Annotated in this window: 22 protein-coding genes, 1 tRNA gene and 1 pseudogene; 12 read left to right on the top strand and 12 right to left on the bottom strand. The window is 65.5% G+C overall.

Going from position 1 to position 15,555, the window contains the following annotated elements; translation table 11 throughout:
- Nucleotides 1–237: 237 nt before the first annotated feature.
- Nucleotides 238–1,353, bottom strand: a complete 1,116-nt coding sequence (locus ACE3OG_RS13095; RefSeq protein WP_374309339.1) for an NADH:flavin oxidoreductase/NADH oxidase — start codon at nt 1,351–1,353, stop codon at nt 238–240.
- A gap of 120 nt (nt 1,354–1,473) precedes the next feature.
- On the opposite strand from ACE3OG_RS13095, the gene ACE3OG_RS13100 reads away from it, so the two are divergent.
- From ACE3OG_RS13100 to ACE3OG_RS13110, 3 genes are all read left to right on the top strand, one after another.
- Complete coding sequence (locus tag ACE3OG_RS13100; protein WP_374309341.1) at nt 1,474–2,139, top strand: VIT1/CCC1 transporter family protein; 666 nt, start codon at nt 1,474–1,476, stop codon at nt 2,137–2,139.
- Between the two features lie 76 nt (nt 2,140–2,215).
- Nucleotides 2,216–2,605, top strand: coding sequence for a CidA/LrgA family protein (locus ACE3OG_RS13105; RefSeq protein ID WP_374309343.1), 390 nt, complete (start codon nt 2,216–2,218; stop codon nt 2,603–2,605).
- Complete coding sequence (locus ACE3OG_RS13110) at nt 2,602–3,315, top strand: LrgB family protein (RefSeq protein WP_374309345.1); 714 nt, start codon at nt 2,602–2,604, stop codon at nt 3,313–3,315. Before ACE3OG_RS13105 ends, ACE3OG_RS13110 begins: the two co-directional genes overlap by 4 nt.
- Nucleotides 3,316–3,331: 16 nt before the next feature.
- On the opposite strand, the gene sugE is transcribed toward ACE3OG_RS13110, so the two are convergent.
- Nucleotides 3,332–3,652, bottom strand: a complete 321-nt coding sequence (gene sugE, locus ACE3OG_RS13115) for a quaternary ammonium compound efflux SMR transporter SugE (RefSeq protein WP_374309347.1) — start codon at nt 3,650–3,652, stop codon at nt 3,332–3,334.
- Nucleotides 3,653–3,843: 191 nt separating this feature from the next.
- Here sugE and ACE3OG_RS13120 point away from each other — a divergent pair, with 191 nt between their 5' ends.
- Complete coding sequence (locus ACE3OG_RS13120; RefSeq protein WP_374309349.1) at nt 3,844–5,178, top strand: tetratricopeptide repeat-containing protein; 1,335 nt, start codon at nt 3,844–3,846, stop codon at nt 5,176–5,178.
- Between the two features lie 86 nt (nt 5,179–5,264).
- Here ACE3OG_RS13120 and ACE3OG_RS13125 read toward each other — a convergent pair whose 3' ends face one another.
- Nucleotides 5,265–6,326 carry a toll/interleukin-1 receptor domain-containing protein gene (locus ACE3OG_RS13125; RefSeq protein ID WP_374309351.1) on the bottom strand — a complete coding sequence of 354 codons (1,062 nt, stop codon included), beginning with the start codon at nt 6,324–6,326 and terminating at the stop codon, nt 5,265–5,267.
- Between the two features lie 88 nt (nt 6,327–6,414).
- Nucleotides 6,415–7,455: pseudogene (locus ACE3OG_RS13130) on the bottom strand (IS256 family transposase); the annotation flags it as partial.
- A 90-nt stretch (nt 7,456–7,545) separates the two neighbouring features.
- Here ACE3OG_RS13130 and ACE3OG_RS13135 point away from each other — a divergent pair.
- On the top strand, nt 7,546–7,785 hold the full coding sequence (locus ACE3OG_RS13135) for a hypothetical protein (RefSeq protein ID WP_374309353.1): 240 nt from the start codon (nt 7,546–7,548) through the stop codon (nt 7,783–7,785).
- 133 nt (nt 7,786–7,918) lie between these two features.
- Nucleotides 7,919–8,155: a hypothetical protein gene (locus ACE3OG_RS13140; protein ID WP_374309355.1), complete on the top strand. Its 237-nt coding sequence runs from the start codon at nt 7,919–7,921 to the stop codon at nt 8,153–8,155.
- Nucleotides 8,156–8,189: 34 nt separating this feature from the next.
- On the opposite strand, the gene ACE3OG_RS13145 is transcribed toward ACE3OG_RS13140, so the two are convergent.
- Nucleotides 8,190–8,265 (bottom strand) — tRNA-Met (locus ACE3OG_RS13145).
- Nucleotides 8,266–8,317: 52 nt separating this feature from the next.
- A complete protein-coding gene (locus ACE3OG_RS13150) occupies nt 8,318–8,686 on the bottom strand; it encodes a helix-turn-helix domain-containing protein (RefSeq protein ID WP_374309357.1) in 369 nt (122 codons plus the stop codon).
- A gap of 30 nt (nt 8,687–8,716) precedes the next feature.
- Here ACE3OG_RS13150 and ACE3OG_RS13155 point away from each other — a divergent pair, with 30 nt between their 5' ends.
- The 5 genes from ACE3OG_RS13155 (at nt 8,717) to ACE3OG_RS13175 (ending at nt 10,941) form a co-directional block, all read left to right on the top strand.
- Nucleotides 8,717–9,076 carry a hypothetical protein gene (locus ACE3OG_RS13155; RefSeq protein WP_374309359.1) on the top strand — a complete coding sequence of 120 codons (360 nt, stop codon included), beginning with the start codon at nt 8,717–8,719 and terminating at the stop codon, nt 9,074–9,076.
- Between the two features lie 56 nt (nt 9,077–9,132).
- Nucleotides 9,133–9,258, top strand: coding sequence for a helix-turn-helix transcriptional regulator (locus tag ACE3OG_RS13160; protein WP_374309457.1), 126 nt, complete (start codon nt 9,133–9,135; stop codon nt 9,256–9,258).
- A gap of 51 nt (nt 9,259–9,309) precedes the next feature.
- Nucleotides 9,310–9,954, top strand: coding sequence for a hypothetical protein (locus ACE3OG_RS13165; protein ID WP_374309361.1), 645 nt, complete (start codon nt 9,310–9,312; stop codon nt 9,952–9,954).
- 380 nt (nt 9,955–10,334) lie between these two features.
- Nucleotides 10,335–10,562 (top strand): hypothetical protein, encoded by a 228-nt coding sequence (locus ACE3OG_RS13170; RefSeq protein WP_374309363.1) that lies wholly within the window; start codon nt 10,335–10,337, stop codon nt 10,560–10,562.
- Between the two features lie 148 nt (nt 10,563–10,710).
- Nucleotides 10,711–10,941, top strand: coding sequence for a helix-turn-helix transcriptional regulator (locus ACE3OG_RS13175; RefSeq protein ID WP_374309365.1), 231 nt, complete (start codon nt 10,711–10,713; stop codon nt 10,939–10,941).
- A 153-nt stretch (nt 10,942–11,094) separates the two neighbouring features.
- On the opposite strand, the gene ACE3OG_RS13180 is transcribed toward ACE3OG_RS13175, so the two are convergent.
- Genes ACE3OG_RS13180 through ACE3OG_RS13195 form a run of 4 tightly spaced genes read right to left on the bottom strand, consistent with a single transcriptional unit; the run spans nt 11,095 to nt 13,346 of the window.
- Nucleotides 11,095–11,811, bottom strand: a complete 717-nt coding sequence (locus ACE3OG_RS13180; RefSeq protein WP_374309367.1) for a hypothetical protein — start codon at nt 11,809–11,811, stop codon at nt 11,095–11,097.
- Entirely contained in the window at nt 11,808–12,356 is a 549-nt protein-coding gene (locus ACE3OG_RS13185) for a GcrA family cell cycle regulator (protein ID WP_374309369.1), read from the bottom strand. Before ACE3OG_RS13185 ends, ACE3OG_RS13180 begins: the two co-directional genes overlap by 4 nt.
- Nucleotides 12,356–12,910, bottom strand: coding sequence for a GIY-YIG nuclease family protein (locus ACE3OG_RS13190; RefSeq protein WP_374309371.1), 555 nt, complete (start codon nt 12,908–12,910; stop codon nt 12,356–12,358). The genes ACE3OG_RS13185 and ACE3OG_RS13190 overlap by 1 nt, the downstream gene beginning before the upstream one ends.
- A complete protein-coding gene (locus ACE3OG_RS13195; protein ID WP_374309373.1) occupies nt 12,903–13,346 on the bottom strand; it encodes a hypothetical protein in 444 nt (147 codons plus the stop codon). Before ACE3OG_RS13195 ends, ACE3OG_RS13190 begins: the two co-directional genes overlap by 8 nt.
- Nucleotides 13,347–13,425: 79 nt before the next feature.
- On the opposite strand from ACE3OG_RS13195, the gene ACE3OG_RS13200 reads away from it, so the two are divergent.
- Nucleotides 13,426–13,920: a hypothetical protein gene (locus ACE3OG_RS13200; RefSeq protein ID WP_374309375.1), complete on the top strand. Its 495-nt coding sequence runs from the start codon at nt 13,426–13,428 to the stop codon at nt 13,918–13,920.
- Nucleotides 13,921–13,935: 15 nt separating this feature from the next.
- Here the strand turns inward: ACE3OG_RS13200 and ACE3OG_RS13205 are convergent, their stop codons facing one another.
- Both ACE3OG_RS13205 and ACE3OG_RS13210 read right to left on the bottom strand, forming a co-directional pair.
- Entirely contained in the window at nt 13,936–14,538 is a 603-nt protein-coding gene (locus ACE3OG_RS13205; protein ID WP_374309377.1) for a hypothetical protein, read from the bottom strand.
- A complete protein-coding gene (locus ACE3OG_RS13210; RefSeq protein ID WP_374309379.1) occupies nt 14,535–15,554 on the bottom strand; it encodes a DUF2303 family protein in 1,020 nt (339 codons plus the stop codon). Before ACE3OG_RS13210 ends, ACE3OG_RS13205 begins: the two co-directional genes overlap by 4 nt.
- Nucleotide 15,555 lies beyond the last annotated feature (1 nt).

The following is a 15,555-nucleotide window of genomic DNA, read 5'->3' on the forward strand; positions in this document are numbered from 1 at the left end:
AAGGCGATCATGCGCGCCTGTACGCGACGGGCTGAGCCCGGTAGGAATGCCGAAGACGGGGAAGGACAGGAATGAGCGCGCAAAGGACATACAAGATATGGTCGCCTTTGACGCTCCTACTCCCCCCAGCAAAAGTTGCAGACTTTTGCGTCGAGAAAATGCGTTTAAACAAATAGTTGGAGCGTGTTCAGCGAATTGGACTCCGCTGAACACGCTCCAAGCGGCGCGGCTTCGGCCTCAGCCTTTGGCGCCGACGGCGAACAGGTCGCGCAGCGTGTGCGGCTGACAGCGCAGATATTGCTCGGGCGCGCGAACCTTCGCGCCAAGATGCGCCGCCGCACGCCACGGCCAGCGCGGGTCGTAGAGCATCGCGCGCGCCAGCGCGACGAGGTCGGCGTCGCCGGTCGAAACGATCGCTTCGGCGTGCTCGTACTCGGTGATGAGCCCGACCGCGACGACCGGCATGCTCGTCGCCTGCTTCACCGCGCGGGCGAGCGGAACCTGATAGCCGGGACCGACCGGAATCGCCTGCCGCGGATCGAGGCCGCCGCTCGAGACATGGATCGCGTCGCAGCCCTTCGCCTCGAGCGCCCTGGCGAGGGCGATCGTCTGCCCGACGTCCCAGCCGCCCTCGACCCAGTCGGTCCCGGACACGCGCATCGTCACCGGGCGTTCGGCCGGGAAAGCTTTTCGCACGGCGTCGAAGACCTCCAGCGCGAGGCGCGCGCGGTTCTCGAGCGGTCCGCCATAATCGTCCTCGCGCCGGTTGGAGAGCGGCGAGAGGAATTGATGGATCAGATAGCCGTGGGCGCCGTGAATCTGCACGGCGTCGATCCCGAGCCGTCCGGCGCGTTCGGCCGCCGCGGCGAAGGCGTCGACGACGCGGGCGATCCCGCCGCGGTCGAGCGCCGTCGGCGCGTGCTCATGCGCCGCGAAGGGCAGGGCGGAGGGCGCAACGGTTCGCCAGCCGTTGCGCGCATCCGGGGCGATCTGGGCGCCGCCGAGCCACGGCTTCTCGGTCGAGGCCTTGCGGCCGGCGTGGGCGAGCTGGATGGCGATCGGCATGTCGGACCAGCGCCGCACCGCTTCGAGCGTGCGCGCCAGCGCCGCCTCGGTTTCGTCGTCCCAGAGCCCGACGTCGCCATAGGTGATGCGGCCTTCCGGCAGCACGGCGGTCGCCTCGATCGTCAGCAGCCCCGCGCCCGAGAGCGCGAGATGGCCGAGATGGATGACGTGCCAGTCGGTCATGCGGCCGTCCTGCGCGGAGTACATGCACATCGGCGCGATGACGATGCGGTTCGCCAGCCTGAGGCGCCCCGCCGCGAAGGGCTCGAACAATTTCGGTCCGCTCATGTCCGCCTCGATTCTTATGGTTGAGGGCGGACGCACTATAGGCGAAAAGCGGCGAGGCGGCCCGCGCGGCCCGGATCCTGAACGTCCTCGAAGGCGCACGGCGCGTCATGGAGAAGCCTGATGCCGACGCCGCGTCTCTTCGCCTCGCTCAAGGCCTGCATCGGCGACGTCGTGTTCGGCATGGAGGACGGCGCCGTCTCCATCTTCGGCCTCGTCTTCGGCGTCGCGCTCTCGACCGACGATCCGCGCGCGGTGCTGGTCGCAGGCGCGACCGGCGCGGCGGCCGCCGCCGTGTCGATGATGGCGGGCAGCTACCTCGACGCCGAATCGGTGCGCGACGCGCGCCGCGCCCGCCGCGCGGAGGCGGTCGACGCGGCGCAGTCGCGGGCCGCGGTCGAGGCCGTCGCCCTGGCGCTCTCGCGCGGCGGCATGGCCGGGCGGGACGTGAATCAGGTGACGGACGCGCTCCGCCGCGCGCCGCGCGCCGCCCTGGGCCTGCGCGCGGAGCTCTCCGACGCGAACGAGGCGAGCCCCGCCGCGCAGGCGTTCTGGATGTTCGCCTCGGACCTCTTCGCCGGCTTCACGCCGGTGCTGCCCTTCGCCTTCCTGCCGATGGAGACGGCGCGTATCGTCTCGCTGAGCCTGACGGCCCTGCTGCTCGCGGCGCTCGGCGTCGGACGCGGCCTCGTGGCGAAAAGCTCCATCCCGCGCGCCGTGTTCGAGACCCTGGCGATCGCGACTTCGGCGGCTGCGGCCGGCGTCCTCGTGGGGAAGCTGCTGTCCTGAGCCGGCGCGGGAGCCGTCGTCTCGACAGGGTCGCGCGCGCGCTCCATAGTGACGTCGACGTCGGGAACGCGCTCCCATGATTCATGGCTTCGTCCTGCTTCTCGTCTGCCAGCTCGCAGGCGAGTCCGTCTCGCGCGGACTGCGGCTCCCGGTTCCGGGCCCTGTCGTCGGGCTCGTCCTCATGCTGCTCGGGCTGTTCGCCTGTCAGCGCCTCGCCGGGCTCGACGCCGAGGCGCTGAAGCATTCGAGCGTCGGCAAGGCGTCCGCCGGCGTGCTGCAGAATCTCGCGCTGCTGTTCGTGCCGGCGGGCGTCGGCGTCGTCCAGCATCTCCGGCTTCTGGCGGACGACGGGATCGTCATCGCGCTCGCCCTTGTCGTCTCGACGGCCGCCACGCTCGCCGTCACCGGCCTCGTCTTCGTCGCCGTCGCCCGGCGAACGGGCGCCGACGCGGAGAAAGCGCCGTGAACGAGCCGTTCAGCCTGTGGGTCTATCTCTCGACGACGCCGCTGCTGTGGCTGACCGTGACGTTTCTGGCCTGGATCGCGGCGGACGCGCTGGCGCGCTTCTTCCGGCTCAATCCGCTCGCCAATCCGGTGCTGATCGCGGTCGTTCTCGTCGCCTGCTTGCTGAAGCTCAGCGGCACGCCCTACAAGACCTATTTCGACGGCGCGCAATTCGTGCATTTCCTGCTGGGACCTGCGACCGTCGCCCTCGCCGTCCCGCTCTACGCCAACTGGCCGCTCGTGCGCCGCTACATGGCCCCGATGGCGGCCGCCCTTCTCGCCGGCTCGGTCACCGCCGTCGTCTCGACGCTTGCGATCGCCGCCGCGCTCGGCGCGCCGCGCACGGTGCTCGTCTCGCTCGCGCCGAAATCGGTGACCGCGGCGGTCGCCATGGCGATCTCGGACCAGGCGGGCGGCGAGCCGGCGCTTACGGCGGTGCTGGTCATCCTGACCGGCGTCATCGGCGCGGTGATCGCCACGCCGCTCATGAACGCGCTGCGCCTGCGCAATTACGCGGCGCGCGGCTTCGCCATCGGCCTCGCCGCGCATGGAATCGGCACGGCGCGCGCCTTCAACGTCGATCCCGTCGCCGGCGCGTTCGCCGGCGTCGCAATGGCGCTGAACGCCGTGTTGACCGCGTTTCTGGCGCCGCTCCTTCTTCGCCTGTTCTAGACGCGCGGCGTTCCCGTCAGGAGGGCGTCGAGACCTTCATGAGGACGATGCCGCCGACGATCAGGACGGCGGCGGCGACCCGCGCCGGGCTCGCCGACTCGCCGAGCAGGACGACGCCGACGATGAAGGCGCCGACGGCGCCGATCCCCGTCCAGACCATATAGGCCGCGCCGAGCGGCAGGACGCGCATCGACCACGACAGCAGGCCGAAGCTGACGAACATTCCGACGATCGTCACGATCGACGGCCAAAGGCGGGCGAAACCCTGCGACTGCTTCATCGCCGTCGCCCAAACGACCTCGCAAATCCCGGCGAAAACCAGAACCACCCACGCCATGGCGACCTCCTGTCGAGCCGCCGGGCCGTCCCGGTCTTGATCTCCCGTCTTGGGGCGGGAACGTGGTCGCCGCGCGGCCCCTATTAGGACGCCGCGGCGCGTCGATCAACGTCGCAAGCGCGCCGGGAAGGCGTCGCGCAGGAGGCTTAGGCCGTCAAACTCGTCGCCGCCAGAATCTGGCGTCAAAGCTTATGAGTCGACGGCCTAAGATTCCGGTCAGTCCCGGCATTGTTTTCGTGAATTGCTGCTTTCTCGGCGTCGGCCAGACTGATCTCGAAGGCCGGCCACCATTCGCTGCCAATATCGCAATCGAACTCATCAAACTCGGCGCGCGCTGCGTCATCGCCGCCGGCTGGGCGATCGACGACAATTCCGCCTCGATTTTCGCCCAGCGCTTCTACAAGGGGATACTTAACGGAGAAACCTTCGGCGATGCGACATTGAACGCGCGGCGCGACGCTTATCGCGAAGCGCGCAAGAACGGCGGCGCCGACGCGACCTGGGGCGCCTATCAATGTTACGGCGACCCCGATTACCGGCTGCGTGTGCTCCCCGACTCGAAGTCCAGCGGCGAAAAATTCAGTTTCGTAGCGGCGTCCGAAGCGGTTGAAGCCGTGCGCCAGATCCGCGACGAACTGAATATCGGCGTCGAACGCAAGATCGACGAGCTAAAATCGCGCCTCGAAAAGATTGAAACGGCGGCGGAGAACTGGCTCCATTGCGCCGAATTGCGCGTCGCCCTTGCCGAAGCTTGGGGCGAACTGGCCGATTTCCCTGTCGCCATCGCCCACTATGAGGCGGCTGTCAGCAGCAGCGACGCATCCTATACGGTCAAGGCAGCCGAACAGCTCGCCAATCTGCGCGCGCGCAACGCCGTCGCGTGTCATAGATCCACCGCGCCCGGCGAGAGGGACGCGGAAAAGGTGAACGAGATTATTCGCGCGGTGCTCGCCTCCATCGAAGAGCTGACCCGGATGCTTGGCGAGACGAGCGAACGTTTGGTGCTCCAAGGCGGCTGCTGGAAACAGCTCGCGCAGATCCAATACGCCGATGGAGGCGAGGACAATGCGCTGGAGACAATGGCGGCGCTTTACGACCGCGCCGCCGAACTGGCGCAAGACGAGGACAAGTCCTATCCGCAGCTGATGGCCTCCTGCGCGCGCATCTGCGTCGCCATCCGCGACGGGCGCGACTGCGACGCGAGAGTTGCGGAACGGCTGAAGGCTTTGATTGACAAGCCGCCGGAAGAGGATGACGATTTCTGGCGGCTCGTCCTCGTTGCCGACGCCGGCTTGATCGACGCGATCGCTTCGGCCAAGAATCTCGACGCGCAACTCGCCGATCTCGTGGTGCCCTATCGCCGCGCCTGGCGCCATGTGGGCTCGCCGCTGAAATTGCGCTCGGTGATCGAGCAACTTGAATTTTTCGAGGATGTCTTCTCCTGTGGTGCGCCCACGAGCGAGGCGAGGCGCAAGAGCATTTCCTCTCTGGCTGTCGCCTTGCGGAACACGCTGATCGGACTATGAGCCGGCTTCTGCGTATCTTTTTTCCGTGGAATGGGCGTCGAGGAATGCTTCCGTACCGTGCCCGCACAGCTTCGTCGGGGTGCCGTTCAGCCCAACTCCCTCAGCCGGCGATCAATCGCATTCGTGAGTTCACTAAGAACGAGAAAAAATTCCGACTTCGCCCGTCCACGATCATAATATTCTGACATATCGTTGTATAACATGAGACCATTAACGTTTTTTAGAGTGTCTGGGACGTGTTCCATTGGAACAGGGGTTTTGTAAACCGGGAAAATGCGCCGACCATCCGCTCCGTATAGTTGTTTTTCTAGTAGAATTATTTCTTCAAGTTCTTTTTTACACCATTCGCTTTGAAGGTAATTTTTTGATAAAACAACAATAAAAAAATCTGCCTCAAGCAACGCCTCCTTGGCAACGTTAGACCAAGAATCCATCAATTCCGACTTATCTGCGTCCATCCAAACAATGGAATCCGCATGGCCCCTTTGTCGGAGTTCCCACATCAACTGGTTGCGAAAATGTTTAACATAACCAGCAGCCGGATTACCGGGTGGCGGAGTGTCGTCTATTCGGCTGTAGGAAATGAATATTCGAAAAGGCTTGGTCCTTGCGCGCGCTTCTTCGGCGTTGGCGCTAAAAATGCTCTCACCTGCGACGATTGTCGCGGCGATTTCGGCGATCTCGTCGGCGGCCTCGCTCATCTGTCGCAACCGCTCGTTGGGTGAAAAATCGGAGAGCGGCTTGCCATTCCTGGGCCGGAGATTTTTGTCGCGGACGGTCGCGAGCCCGGCCTTGGGCGTAGGCGTCAAAACGAGCGGGTAGAAATGAACTTTTTCACCCTTCGCCTGGCGCCCGCGAATGATTGGAATTTCCTTGTCGAGAACGTACTCCGACTTCATCGAATAGCGCGAGACGAGCAGGATAAAAATGTCGCAAGCGCGGAATTTCTGCGCGATCTCCGGCTCCCAGTCGGTGCCGCCGGGCATGAGGCGATCGCGCCAGATCTCGACCGCGCGTGGCCTGAAGGCCGCTTCGAGGAAATCGATGACGAAGGACAGCCATTTGACCTCGCCGTCGGCTGGGTGTTCCGGCTCGTCGTTGTGGGCGTAGCTGACGACGATGAGCGGCTTTTTTGGTTCGGGACGCATTACGGGATTCCTTCGCCGCAAAGCGTAGCATTTTTTCGGGAAGGCCAGGGACTGTCGGGAATTCCGTGTGCGGGCGGCGGGTTGCACATCAGGCCGCCATGGCTCTTGTGAAGCGCTCGCCGAAGATGACGGCGAACTGGGCCTTGGCCATGACCCACTCGCGCGGCCCCATCTTCCACTCCTTCTCGGATCGGTTCAAGACGAGGAAGAGGAGCTTCATCGCGGCCTCGTCGGTCGGGAAGTGGCCTCTGGCCCGGACTGCGCGGCGCAGCTTGGCGTTCAGTGCCTCGATCGCGTTGGTCGTGTAGAGGATGCGCCGGACGTCCGCCGGGAAGGCATAGAACGGCACGACCTCGCTCCAGGCGCGTCGCCAGCTCTGGGCGATGGCCGGGTATCGGCGACCCCAGAGGCCCTCCTCGAAGGCGCCGAGCGCAGCTTCGCCGGCAGCGGCGTCGACGGCGCGGTAAATCCCCTTCAGCGCGGCCGCGACGGGCTTGCGGTCCTTGTAAGAGACGAAGTCCAGGCTGTGGCGCAGCAGGTGGACGATGCAGGTCTGGACCATGGCCTCCGGGAAAACGGCTCGGATCGCATCAGGAAAACCCTTCAGCCCATCGACGACGGCGAGCAGAATGTCCTCGACGCCGCGGTTGCGCAGTTCGTTCATGACGCGCAGCCAGAACTTCGCGCCCTCGTTCTGCTCTAGCCAGAGGCCGAGAATCTCCTTGGCGCCGTCAGCGCGGACCCCGAGCGCGATGTGCACGGCCTTGTTGCGGACAATGCCTTCGTCGCGGACCTTCACCCGCAGAGCATCGAAGAAGACGAGCGGATAGACCGGCTCCGACGGCCGTGCCTGCCAAGCGGCGATCTCCTCCAGAACCACGTCGGCGACAGCGCTGATAAGATCGGGCGAAACCTCGATCCCGTAGAGCTCGCGCAGATGTCCGACGATCTCCCGGGCGCTCATGCCGCGGGCGTACATCGAGATGATCTTGTCGTCGAAGCCGGGGAAACGGCGCTGGTACTTGGCGATGAGCTGCGGATCGAACGTCGCCTGCCGATCACGCGGGATCTCCAACTCGATCCGGCCGGTCTCGGTCGTCACCGTTTTGCGGCCATAGGCGCTCGCGCGTGCTTCTCGATGCCAAGGCGGCGAAGCGGATCGCGGGAAGCCGGCGCGCCTATCGGCGCAAGGTCGAAGCCGCAGATTGAGGGGATGAAGATGGCGGACCCTACGCTACAGGCTGAATATGACGCCAATCTCGGCGAGCTTTCCGATCTGGCGAGCGCGCTCAGGGTGATCGAAGCCCGGCGCGAGAGCGAACGAAACGTCGCCCTGCGCAAACTCGCCGCGGAATTGCCGCCCAACATGCACGCGCTCATCTTCGAGCGAAACGGACGCATGGAGGTCGCGCCCGACGCCGAGACCACGCTTTACATCGCAGGCCGCCCGATCTTGTGAAGCGGCTTGAGGACGCCGCATGGCAATGGGACGCGACAGGCGAAGGCCTCGACGCGGCGTGGGCGCGCCACGACGCCCTGCAAACACGCTGCATTGAGTTGTTCGCCGCGCTTAATCCGGCGGGAGAGGGGATATGACCGTGAACGATGATCCTCTTTGGCTCCGCTGCGCCGAGCAGGTTTGGGGCGACCACTGGCAATCCGGGATGGCGCGCTATTTTGGCAAGTCGCACCAATGGGTCAACCACATGGCGCGCGATCGACAGCGGCCGCCATACGACATTCTGATCTATCTGCGCGAGCTGCTTGTCCTCCAGCGACAACAATCGCTCGACCTGATCGCAGAGATCGACGCGACGCCCGGAACGTAGGCTGGAAGGCGGCGGAGCAAGAATGGGAGGCGATTGGTTGCGGAGGCAGGATTTGAACCTGCGACCTCAAGGTTATGAGCCTCGCACGCCACCGGGCTGCGCACTCCGCGCGAACTACATAGGGCCTTCAGCGTATGATTGCAACGCGCTGCGGGCCGATTTTTAAAGCTGCTTGGGATTTTGGCGCAGCCTCACGCCCGGCCCTCCGTCGCGCATCTCGCCCTCGGCGATGAAGATCACGCCGGCGGCTTCGAGAGTGTCGACGATCGCCGCTATGGCGGCGTCAGAAATGGTCGCGCCTTGCTCGTCTTCGGCGCGCTTGATGGTCCGAATAGACAGCCCCGTCGCATCAACCACGTCAGCCTGCGATAACCCCGCAAGGTGGCGGCCAGCCTTAATCTGCCCCGGGGAAGGATTTTTCATTTGACCCAGCGATTCTCGCACCTGTATTGTCCTCTTAGTGTCATTCATGGCGCGGCGATGCAAGCAAAAAATCCCGAAAATCGGGACATGGAACGTCGCGACTTTCACAACATGAAGCCAACCGAAGGGAAGTAACGAATGATCAACATCATCAGTAACGATATCGCGGCGCTCTACGCCGAGTTCGTCGCCGCCAGCGGCGAAGTGTGCGACACCGAGGACGAGCTTGATTATAGGCGCGCGGAAGCGGCGAGCGGTCGCGCTGACGCCGCGCTCGATGCTCTGACGAGCGTCACGCCGAGGACGCAAGCCGAGGTTGCGATCCTTGCGCACGCCGCGCTCGCCATCCGCGACGCTTGCGACGCCAAACCCGATTTCACCGACCCGCTGAGCCGGCTGATTATGCAAATCTGGCGCTTGACGTCGGGCGAGACTGGCGAGCCGACGTTCGCCGCATGGTTTCAGAACTCGCCGGTCGACGCCAATGTCGGAGCTTGACCGGCTCCTGCGCCGGAAGGAGGTCGAGGTGATCACAGGCATGGGGTTCGACCACGATCTACCGCAAGATGGCTGACGGGACGTTTCCGCGCCCCGTCTCCGCCGGAACCAAGCTGGCCCGATGGCGCGCGTCGGAAATTCAGGCTTGGATCGAGGCGCTATCCATGGCGCGGCCCGCGTAGCAGCTCTGCGGCGGGCCGTTAGCGCACTCACTATGTTATGGAGGACATCTAATGACAAACATCATCGGCATGGATATCGCGTCGCTCTACGCCGCATTCATGGCCGCCGCGACCGAGTATGACAGGATCGACGACACGCTCGATTGCGATGGCGCTCTTGGCGAAGCCGCGATTGATCGGCGGGACCTCGCCCTCGAAGCGCTGGCCGACATGACGCCGCGGACGCAAGCTGAAGTCGCGATCCTCGCCCAGGCGGCGCTTGATTGCAGTTGCATTGGCGACATTGAACTCGACCGCTCCGATCCGTTGAGCCGGATGCTCGTCAACATCTGGCGTTCGGCGACAGGAGAGACTGGCGAACCGCCCGTCCCTGAATGGACGCAGCCCGTGCATGTCGGAGATGCGCCCGACGAAGCTGCGTCTCACCCCGACGAAGAGCTGCTTCGGTGGGCCAAGAGCCACGACGACGCGCTAGGTGAGGTGATCGCCGACGAAGGCCGCGGTGAAAACATATTCTCGCGCGCAGCCCGGAACCACCGCAGCATGGCGTTCTGGTGTGGCGTGGAGGTGCTGAAGCGTGCGGCGCACACGCCGGATGGGATGGACGCGCGAGTGCGCGCCATGCGCTACGTCATCGAGCGACAGGGCGAATATCCCGATGACAGGAAGCATTTCGCCAGCTTGATCGAGGCGTGACGAGCAATCGGCGCTCCGCACTGGTGGGGCGCCCCATTGGAGGTTTTTTGCGATGACGAAAGAGGAAATCGCCGCAAGGTTTGGTGGCATGCCCTGCGATGGCCTCGACTGGCCGAAGGTCGAGGCGCTGCGCGCGTAGTACGCGGAAGAGAATCGTGTGAAGTGGCGGGACGTCAGGCGTGGCCTCGGGGTGATCGCCTTCTTTATAGCCGCCTACCTATGGGCGGCGATCAAGATCGCCGTTGCGGTGGCCGTGTGCCTAATCTACCCCCCCCCCCCGCTGTGGGTTGTCCTGCTAATCTATTTCGGCTTCAGGATCGAGCGAGCCCTCCGCATGGTCGGTGAACGGATCATCGAGGAAAACGAGAGGAGCATGAGGAATGACCGAGAGGGGACGCAACAATGAATGGAAGCCGCTTGGGAACCGCCTCATCCTGCGGCTGGGCGATCCCGAGTTGACCTTGTTCGAGGCGCAGCACATCGTGATCGGCGACGGAGATCGCCTGCGGGTTTTCCCGAACCTGCGCGCGGGTTCGCCCGATCGGCGGCGGCTGTGCGGGCGTCAGATGGTCACATCGGAAGACCTCGATCGCCTTGTCGGTGATTGAAGCTATCTTTTTGTCCAAAGACGTCTTGCGCCGTCTTTGCGGTATGGTTGATTCCGAATCACGCATATGACGTGCGCACCGTAATTATGGGCTGCGCCTCTATGCACGACGCATCTGGCCGCAGCTCCTACATTGAAGGATGCTTGTCATGGTCGGCGCTCGATCTTCCAAAAATAACATTGCCGAGACCGCGCCCCACGTCGCGGTCGATAGCTTGCGCCTGCTCTCTGTCAAGGAGCTGTGCGAACTGCTCAGCATCAGCCGGTCGAAGGTTTACGTCGAGATGGCGGACGGGCGCCTTCGGTGCATAAAGCTCGGCGGCAGCACGCGCTTTCGGCTCGCCGACGTCGAGGCCTACCTCAACGGCCTCGCCGCCTGAAATCGGCAGCCAGCCAATCGTGACACCCCGAAAAAGAAGAGGCCGTTCTGCGACAACAGAACGGCCTCAAGGACAAAAGGCAACTTCAACATGAAACCCCTACCTCAACCCGCTTCTGCGGGCAAGTTCGATATCGCGAAAAACGCGAAGTTTTTACAGGACCGAGCCGTGCATGAGCGCGGCCCGGTGAGTGATCGACGCTTCTTCGCGCGCTTCCCTGAGAGGCTTCATTACGTGTGGTTCGCCGACGTCGCCGAAGCCGCGCTCGTTCCCCTGAATCGCCGCCAGTATGCAGGGCCCGGCATGGACGACCGCCGGGCGGCCGCCCTCGTCGTCCGCCGCATGCCAGTACGGCTCGGCGGGCGAGAAACGCAGCGCTTTCGAGGCTGGCGGCTCGAGCCCGCGATGGGCGAAATAGGCGTCGACCAGCGTGCCGTCGGCGGCGGTCGCCGCGCGCCAGGCGGCGAAGGCCCGCGCTCGCTCCTCCTCGGCCAGTGCCGCGTCGAGCGCCTCCTGCTCCTGCGCCCGGCGGCGACGCTCCGCCTCCATGCGCGCCGCGGCCTCAGGGTCGCGCACCACTTCGGTGCCGGCCATCGAGCGCAGCGCGGCGGAAAAATCGAGCCCGTCGAACTGCTCGAGAAAGGTGAAGACGTCGCCGCCGCAGACGCTGCCGCGCGCGAGGCATCCCCACGTCTGCGTGCGCGTGTTGACCCACAGCGGCCGCTTGCCGCGCACCGGCTTGCACAGGCACTGGCCCTCGCGGATCCCGCGCGAATTGGCGCGCGAAAGTTTCGTGCGCGCGCCGATCTGCTCGTCGAGCGGATGGGCGTCCTTGATCGCGGCGAGCTCCTCGCGGGCGAGGCGGGTCATTGCGCGCCCTCCGCCCGCAGCTGCGCGCACAGGGCCGGCCGGTGCGGCGCCACGTAGGCGCGCAGGCAATGCCTGGCGCAATAGGGGCGGCCCTCGAGCGCCGGCGCGCCGCAGAACATGAGGTCCGCCGCCTCCGGGCCGCCTGACGGCCATCGGCACGCGCCGGAGCGCAGCGCCTCGAAGGAGACGGCGCCCGGCTCGACCGCGAAATCATGCAGCCGCGGCGGCTTCGGCGCGGGCGCCGGCGTCCAGGCCGATAACGAAAAGTAGCCGCCGCGCTGCGCAGGCGGGCGCGCCTTCGGCGCCGCCGGCGGCGTGACGGCGCAGGCCTTCGCGCGGGGCTTCGTTTCAGCGACGGGGTTGCGCGCCGGCGGCTTCACCGGCTTCGGCTGATTCGGGGCCGCCGCGCATCTCACCCGATGCATCTGGCCGATCACCGCGTTGCGGGTGACGCCAAGGGCCTCAGCCACCTCGGTGGCGGTACGCCCGTCCTTGCGCAGCGCGACGGCGCGGTCGACCATCTGCGGCGTCCAGCGGGGGGCCATCAGGCGGGACCATCAAACTTACGCGGCAAGTCCGCCCTTTTTGTCTGCTGCGAAGAGATCAGCGTCTCCGCTAACGGCCGTCCGTAGGCGCGCAGTAGCGCGACAAGTCCCTCGAAATTTGGTCTGGATGATCCGTCGATCCACTTCTCAACGGTGCGGACAGGCTGACCCGTGCGCGCGGCAACATAAAATGCAGTAGATCGCGGGTGCACTGCGCGCAGAAAATCACGGAGACCAGATGCGGCTACGCTTATGGCCCGCATTTCATTGACGCCCAACTCCGTGATCTCATCCCAGCTTCCGACTGGCCATCCGACTGCTGCGATGAATGCGAGCAGCTCCTCAGCCGCCCGAAACCATTCGCCACCGAGCCGGTAAGCAGCAAAGCGCTTGTGAATTTCCTTCTCGAGATCTCCGCCTCCAGGAATGACGCACATAAGCGTCATTCCTGGATTGCCTGTAGACAACTGACGGATTCGCGCGGTCAGCCGGCCGCTGACGCCGATTTTGATGCGCCCGGCGCCGTCATCGAGAAAGTAGACGAGTTCAGTCATTTGCGCAGTCCGCCTGGTCCACCACAGCGCGAGCCGTGCGAACGCTATGATGATCAGGCCCGGCTGTCCGCTCGGTGTGCTCGAGTTCATTTTTCAAAGCCCGGATTTGGCGCGCGCGTTCCGCCTCGCGGGCGTCGCGCAGGGCGAAATAGAGGGAGGCGAGAACGCCCTTCGGCGGCCGGTAGCGCAGCGCCCACAGCGCGCCGTAGGGCACGCCGAGGCGCGAGGCGACGCGCCGCATGGCGTTGGCGAAATCGCCCGACCCTCGCGCCTCGCGCCGCGTCAGGTCTTCCGCCCAGCCGGCCGCCTCGGCGACGAACTCGGACTCCGCTCTTTGCGCCGAACGCAAAAACTTTTTGCACATCTGCAAACGCTCCTCTGGCATCTGTTGAGGCCAGAGGGGGAGCGATGACGGAGGCAATTCCACAGCGGACATGGTGGTCTTCCGGGGTCTTCCGACGGTCCCGGCGGCGGCGGCGCGCCGCCCGGACGAACTTCAAGGGATGTGAGGCGTCATGACAAACGAGAGCGAGGCCCCGGCGGATCGCGATGAGATGGAGCGGTTGAAAGGCCGCATGCTGGCGATCGAGACGGCGATGGGCCGCCTCGTGTGGCGCTGCGCGCGCGAGGCGGCGCATCCGGCGGAATGGGTCGCGACCTACGCCGCCGCGCTGGAGCGGGCGAAGGACGCCTGGCGCTGCGACGCGCCGTTGCCGGCCGCGGCGATGAAGGGCGCGTTCGGCGCGCTCGACGAAATCCTGCACGCGCTGGAGGAGGGCAGGTTGAGCCTGCTGCCGCCGGCGGCCGGCGGACCGCAGCCAGGTACGCCGCCGACCCACCAGAAACCGAGCCTGGCGATCGATCATCCGGCGATTGAGGTAGCGGGATCAGACGCAGGCCAAATTTTTCTATTGGTTCAGAACACTGTCCTGCGTCCGATCCAGATCCAGCTCGACAGGGCTTCCGCAGCAGCGCTGCGAGACGCGCTGCAAGCCGCGTTAGGAGCGTGAAGAGCTCCAGCCCGCTCATGGCTCGTCCTCGCCGCGCATGCGGCGCAGCACCGTCTCCAGCGCCGCCGCGGTCTCCTCGGCGTCCTCCAGCGAGAGGGAGAGGCTGAGCGGACCGATCTCGAGATAGACGATCCCGCCCTCGGCGACGATCTGGCCGCCGACGATCGGCACGATGATGTCCTGCCGCTCAGCTACAGGCAGACTTTCGGACGTCATGAGGCGCCTCCTTGAGCGGGAAAAGGAGGGGGAGCGTGCTGCCGGCGTTGCGCGATGATAGTCCTCGACCGGCAGCGTGGCGAGCGTGAAGCGCGCACGGGCCGCCTTGACCACGATCTTGCCGTCGGCCGCCTCGAGCTCGACCTGCGCGCCGGCGCCAAGCTTGGTGACGATCGACGCGAATTCGCGCGCTGCGACCGTCGCCTCGCCCGCGGCGCCGACGTCGGCCGGCGCGATTGTCGTCGCCTCGACGTCCAGATCCGTGCCGGTGATCGTGAGCGCGCCGTCCTGCGCCGAGAGGCGCAGGAAGGAGAGGATCGGGATGGTGCTGCGCGCTTCGACGATCTTTGCGACGCGGCCGAGGGCCGCGTGCAGGTCCGCGCGCTCGATGGCGAGCTTCACGACTCTGGCGCTCCCTCGAAGGTCGGCAGCTCCGTCCTCTGGCGCACGGTGGCGAGGTCGTCCTGGACCTGGACGCGCAGCCAGAATTCCGGCCGGTAGAGCTGATAGGCCCATTTGATCTCGCCGGCGCCCGCGCGATAGCGCAGCCGCGCCGGAATGCGCACCGGATCGCCGTCGACGAAGGCGCGCACGCTCACCATGAATATGCCGGGAATGTCGACGGGATCGCCGTTGGCGTTGGCGTGCGTCGCCTCGAAGATGATGGTGCGCTCGCCGGTCTGAAGCCGCTCGGCGCGCTTGATCTTGGCGCCCACGAAGATTTCGAGGCTGCGCGAGAGGTTGATCAACTGGTTCGGAGTCGCGAATTTCTCCTTGAACAGCCGCTCATATTCGTTGACCTCGGCGTCGTAGGGCGCGGTGAGCTCGGCCGCGTGCTCTTCGAGGAATTCGGCGAATTCGCGTTGTTCGAGCAGCGCGCCGTCGTGCTTCATCCACGCCCGGAACTCGTCGGTGAGCGGGAATGCGTAATGGACCCTGTGCCTGCCGAAGCGCGCGACGTGGTCGGTCGTGTGGTAGTCGATCACGGCGGTGAGGCTCGGGTCCGGCCAGTCCGACTTGGCGAAGACTGCGGTGTGCTCGTCCTTGTGCCTGTTGACGAGATCGCAGAAGCTGGCGAGCGTGGTGACTGTCGCCGTGCCCTTCCGCTGCGTCGGCGCCGTGCGGTGCGGCTCGAAGAACGCCTCGAGGGCGACGATTTGCGGCGTCGCGCCATGCTTGACCAGCGCCGGCACGCTCGCCGGCACGCCGATCGCGCCTTCGGGCGCCGGCAGGTCGATGAGGTCGACGTCGCGGCTCTCGAGCGCGAGGTCGCGGATGCGGTCGAGCACGTCGGCGTGGTTGATCAGCACCGACGCCTCGGGCGCGAAGGGGGTCGATCCGATCAGATGGTCGGGCTCGACGGCGGTCTGCGCGGGCGGCTGATCGCCGGCGGGCTTCGTCGGTTTGCGCTCGGTCATA

Origin of the sequence: Methylocella sp. (assembly GCF_041905455.1) — a bacterium.
Classification (GTDB): domain Bacteria; phylum Pseudomonadota; class Alphaproteobacteria; order Rhizobiales; family Beijerinckiaceae; genus Methylocapsa.

What these genes read in the sequence shown, in the direction of transcription:
- ACE3OG_RS13095 (WP_374309339.1), bottom strand. Translation starts at nt 1,353, where the DNA reads ATGAGCGGACCGAAATTGTTCGAGCCCTTCGCGGCGGGGCGCCTCAGG.
- ACE3OG_RS13100 (WP_374309341.1), top strand. Translation starts at nt 1,474, where the DNA reads ATGCCGACGCCGCGTCTCTTCGCCTCGCTCAAGGCCTGCATCGGCGAC.
- ACE3OG_RS13105 (WP_374309343.1), top strand. Translation starts at nt 2,216, where the DNA reads ATGATTCATGGCTTCGTCCTGCTTCTCGTCTGCCAGCTCGCAGGCGAG.
- sugE (WP_374309347.1), bottom strand. Translation starts at nt 3,652, where the DNA reads ATGGCGTGGGTGGTTCTGGTTTTCGCCGGGATTTGCGAGGTCGTTTGG.
- ACE3OG_RS13120 (WP_374309349.1), top strand. Translation starts at nt 3,844, where the DNA reads ATGAGTCGACGGCCTAAGATTCCGGTCAGTCCCGGCATTGTTTTCGTG.
- ACE3OG_RS13125 (WP_374309351.1), bottom strand. Translation starts at nt 6,326, where the DNA reads ATGCGTCCCGAACCAAAAAAGCCGCTCATCGTCGTCAGCTACGCCCAC.
- ACE3OG_RS13135 (WP_374309353.1), top strand. Translation starts at nt 7,546, where the DNA reads ATGGCGGACCCTACGCTACAGGCTGAATATGACGCCAATCTCGGCGAG.
- ACE3OG_RS13140 (WP_374309355.1), top strand. Translation starts at nt 7,919, where the DNA reads ATGACCGTGAACGATGATCCTCTTTGGCTCCGCTGCGCCGAGCAGGTT.
- ACE3OG_RS13155 (WP_374309359.1), top strand. Translation starts at nt 8,717, where the DNA reads ATGATCAACATCATCAGTAACGATATCGCGGCGCTCTACGCCGAGTTC.
- ACE3OG_RS13165 (WP_374309361.1), top strand. Translation starts at nt 9,310, where the DNA reads ATGACAAACATCATCGGCATGGATATCGCGTCGCTCTACGCCGCATTC.
- ACE3OG_RS13170 (WP_374309363.1), top strand. Translation starts at nt 10,335, where the DNA reads ATGACCGAGAGGGGACGCAACAATGAATGGAAGCCGCTTGGGAACCGC.
- ACE3OG_RS13175 (WP_374309365.1), top strand. Translation starts at nt 10,711, where the DNA reads ATGGTCGGCGCTCGATCTTCCAAAAATAACATTGCCGAGACCGCGCCC.
- ACE3OG_RS13180 (WP_374309367.1), bottom strand. Translation starts at nt 11,811, where the DNA reads ATGACCCGCCTCGCCCGCGAGGAGCTCGCCGCGATCAAGGACGCCCAT.
- ACE3OG_RS13185 (WP_374309369.1), bottom strand. Translation starts at nt 12,356, where the DNA reads ATGGCCCCCCGCTGGACGCCGCAGATGGTCGACCGCGCCGTCGCGCTG.
- ACE3OG_RS13190 (WP_374309371.1), bottom strand. Translation starts at nt 12,910, where the DNA reads ATGACTGAACTCGTCTACTTTCTCGATGACGGCGCCGGGCGCATCAAA.
- ACE3OG_RS13195 (WP_374309373.1), bottom strand. Translation starts at nt 13,346, where the DNA reads ATGTCCGCTGTGGAATTGCCTCCGTCATCGCTCCCCCTCTGGCCTCAA.
- ACE3OG_RS13200 (WP_374309375.1), top strand. Translation starts at nt 13,426, where the DNA reads ATGACAAACGAGAGCGAGGCCCCGGCGGATCGCGATGAGATGGAGCGG.
- ACE3OG_RS13210 (WP_374309379.1), bottom strand. Translation starts at nt 15,554, where the DNA reads ATGACCGAGCGCAAACCGACGAAGCCCGCCGGCGATCAGCCGCCCGCG.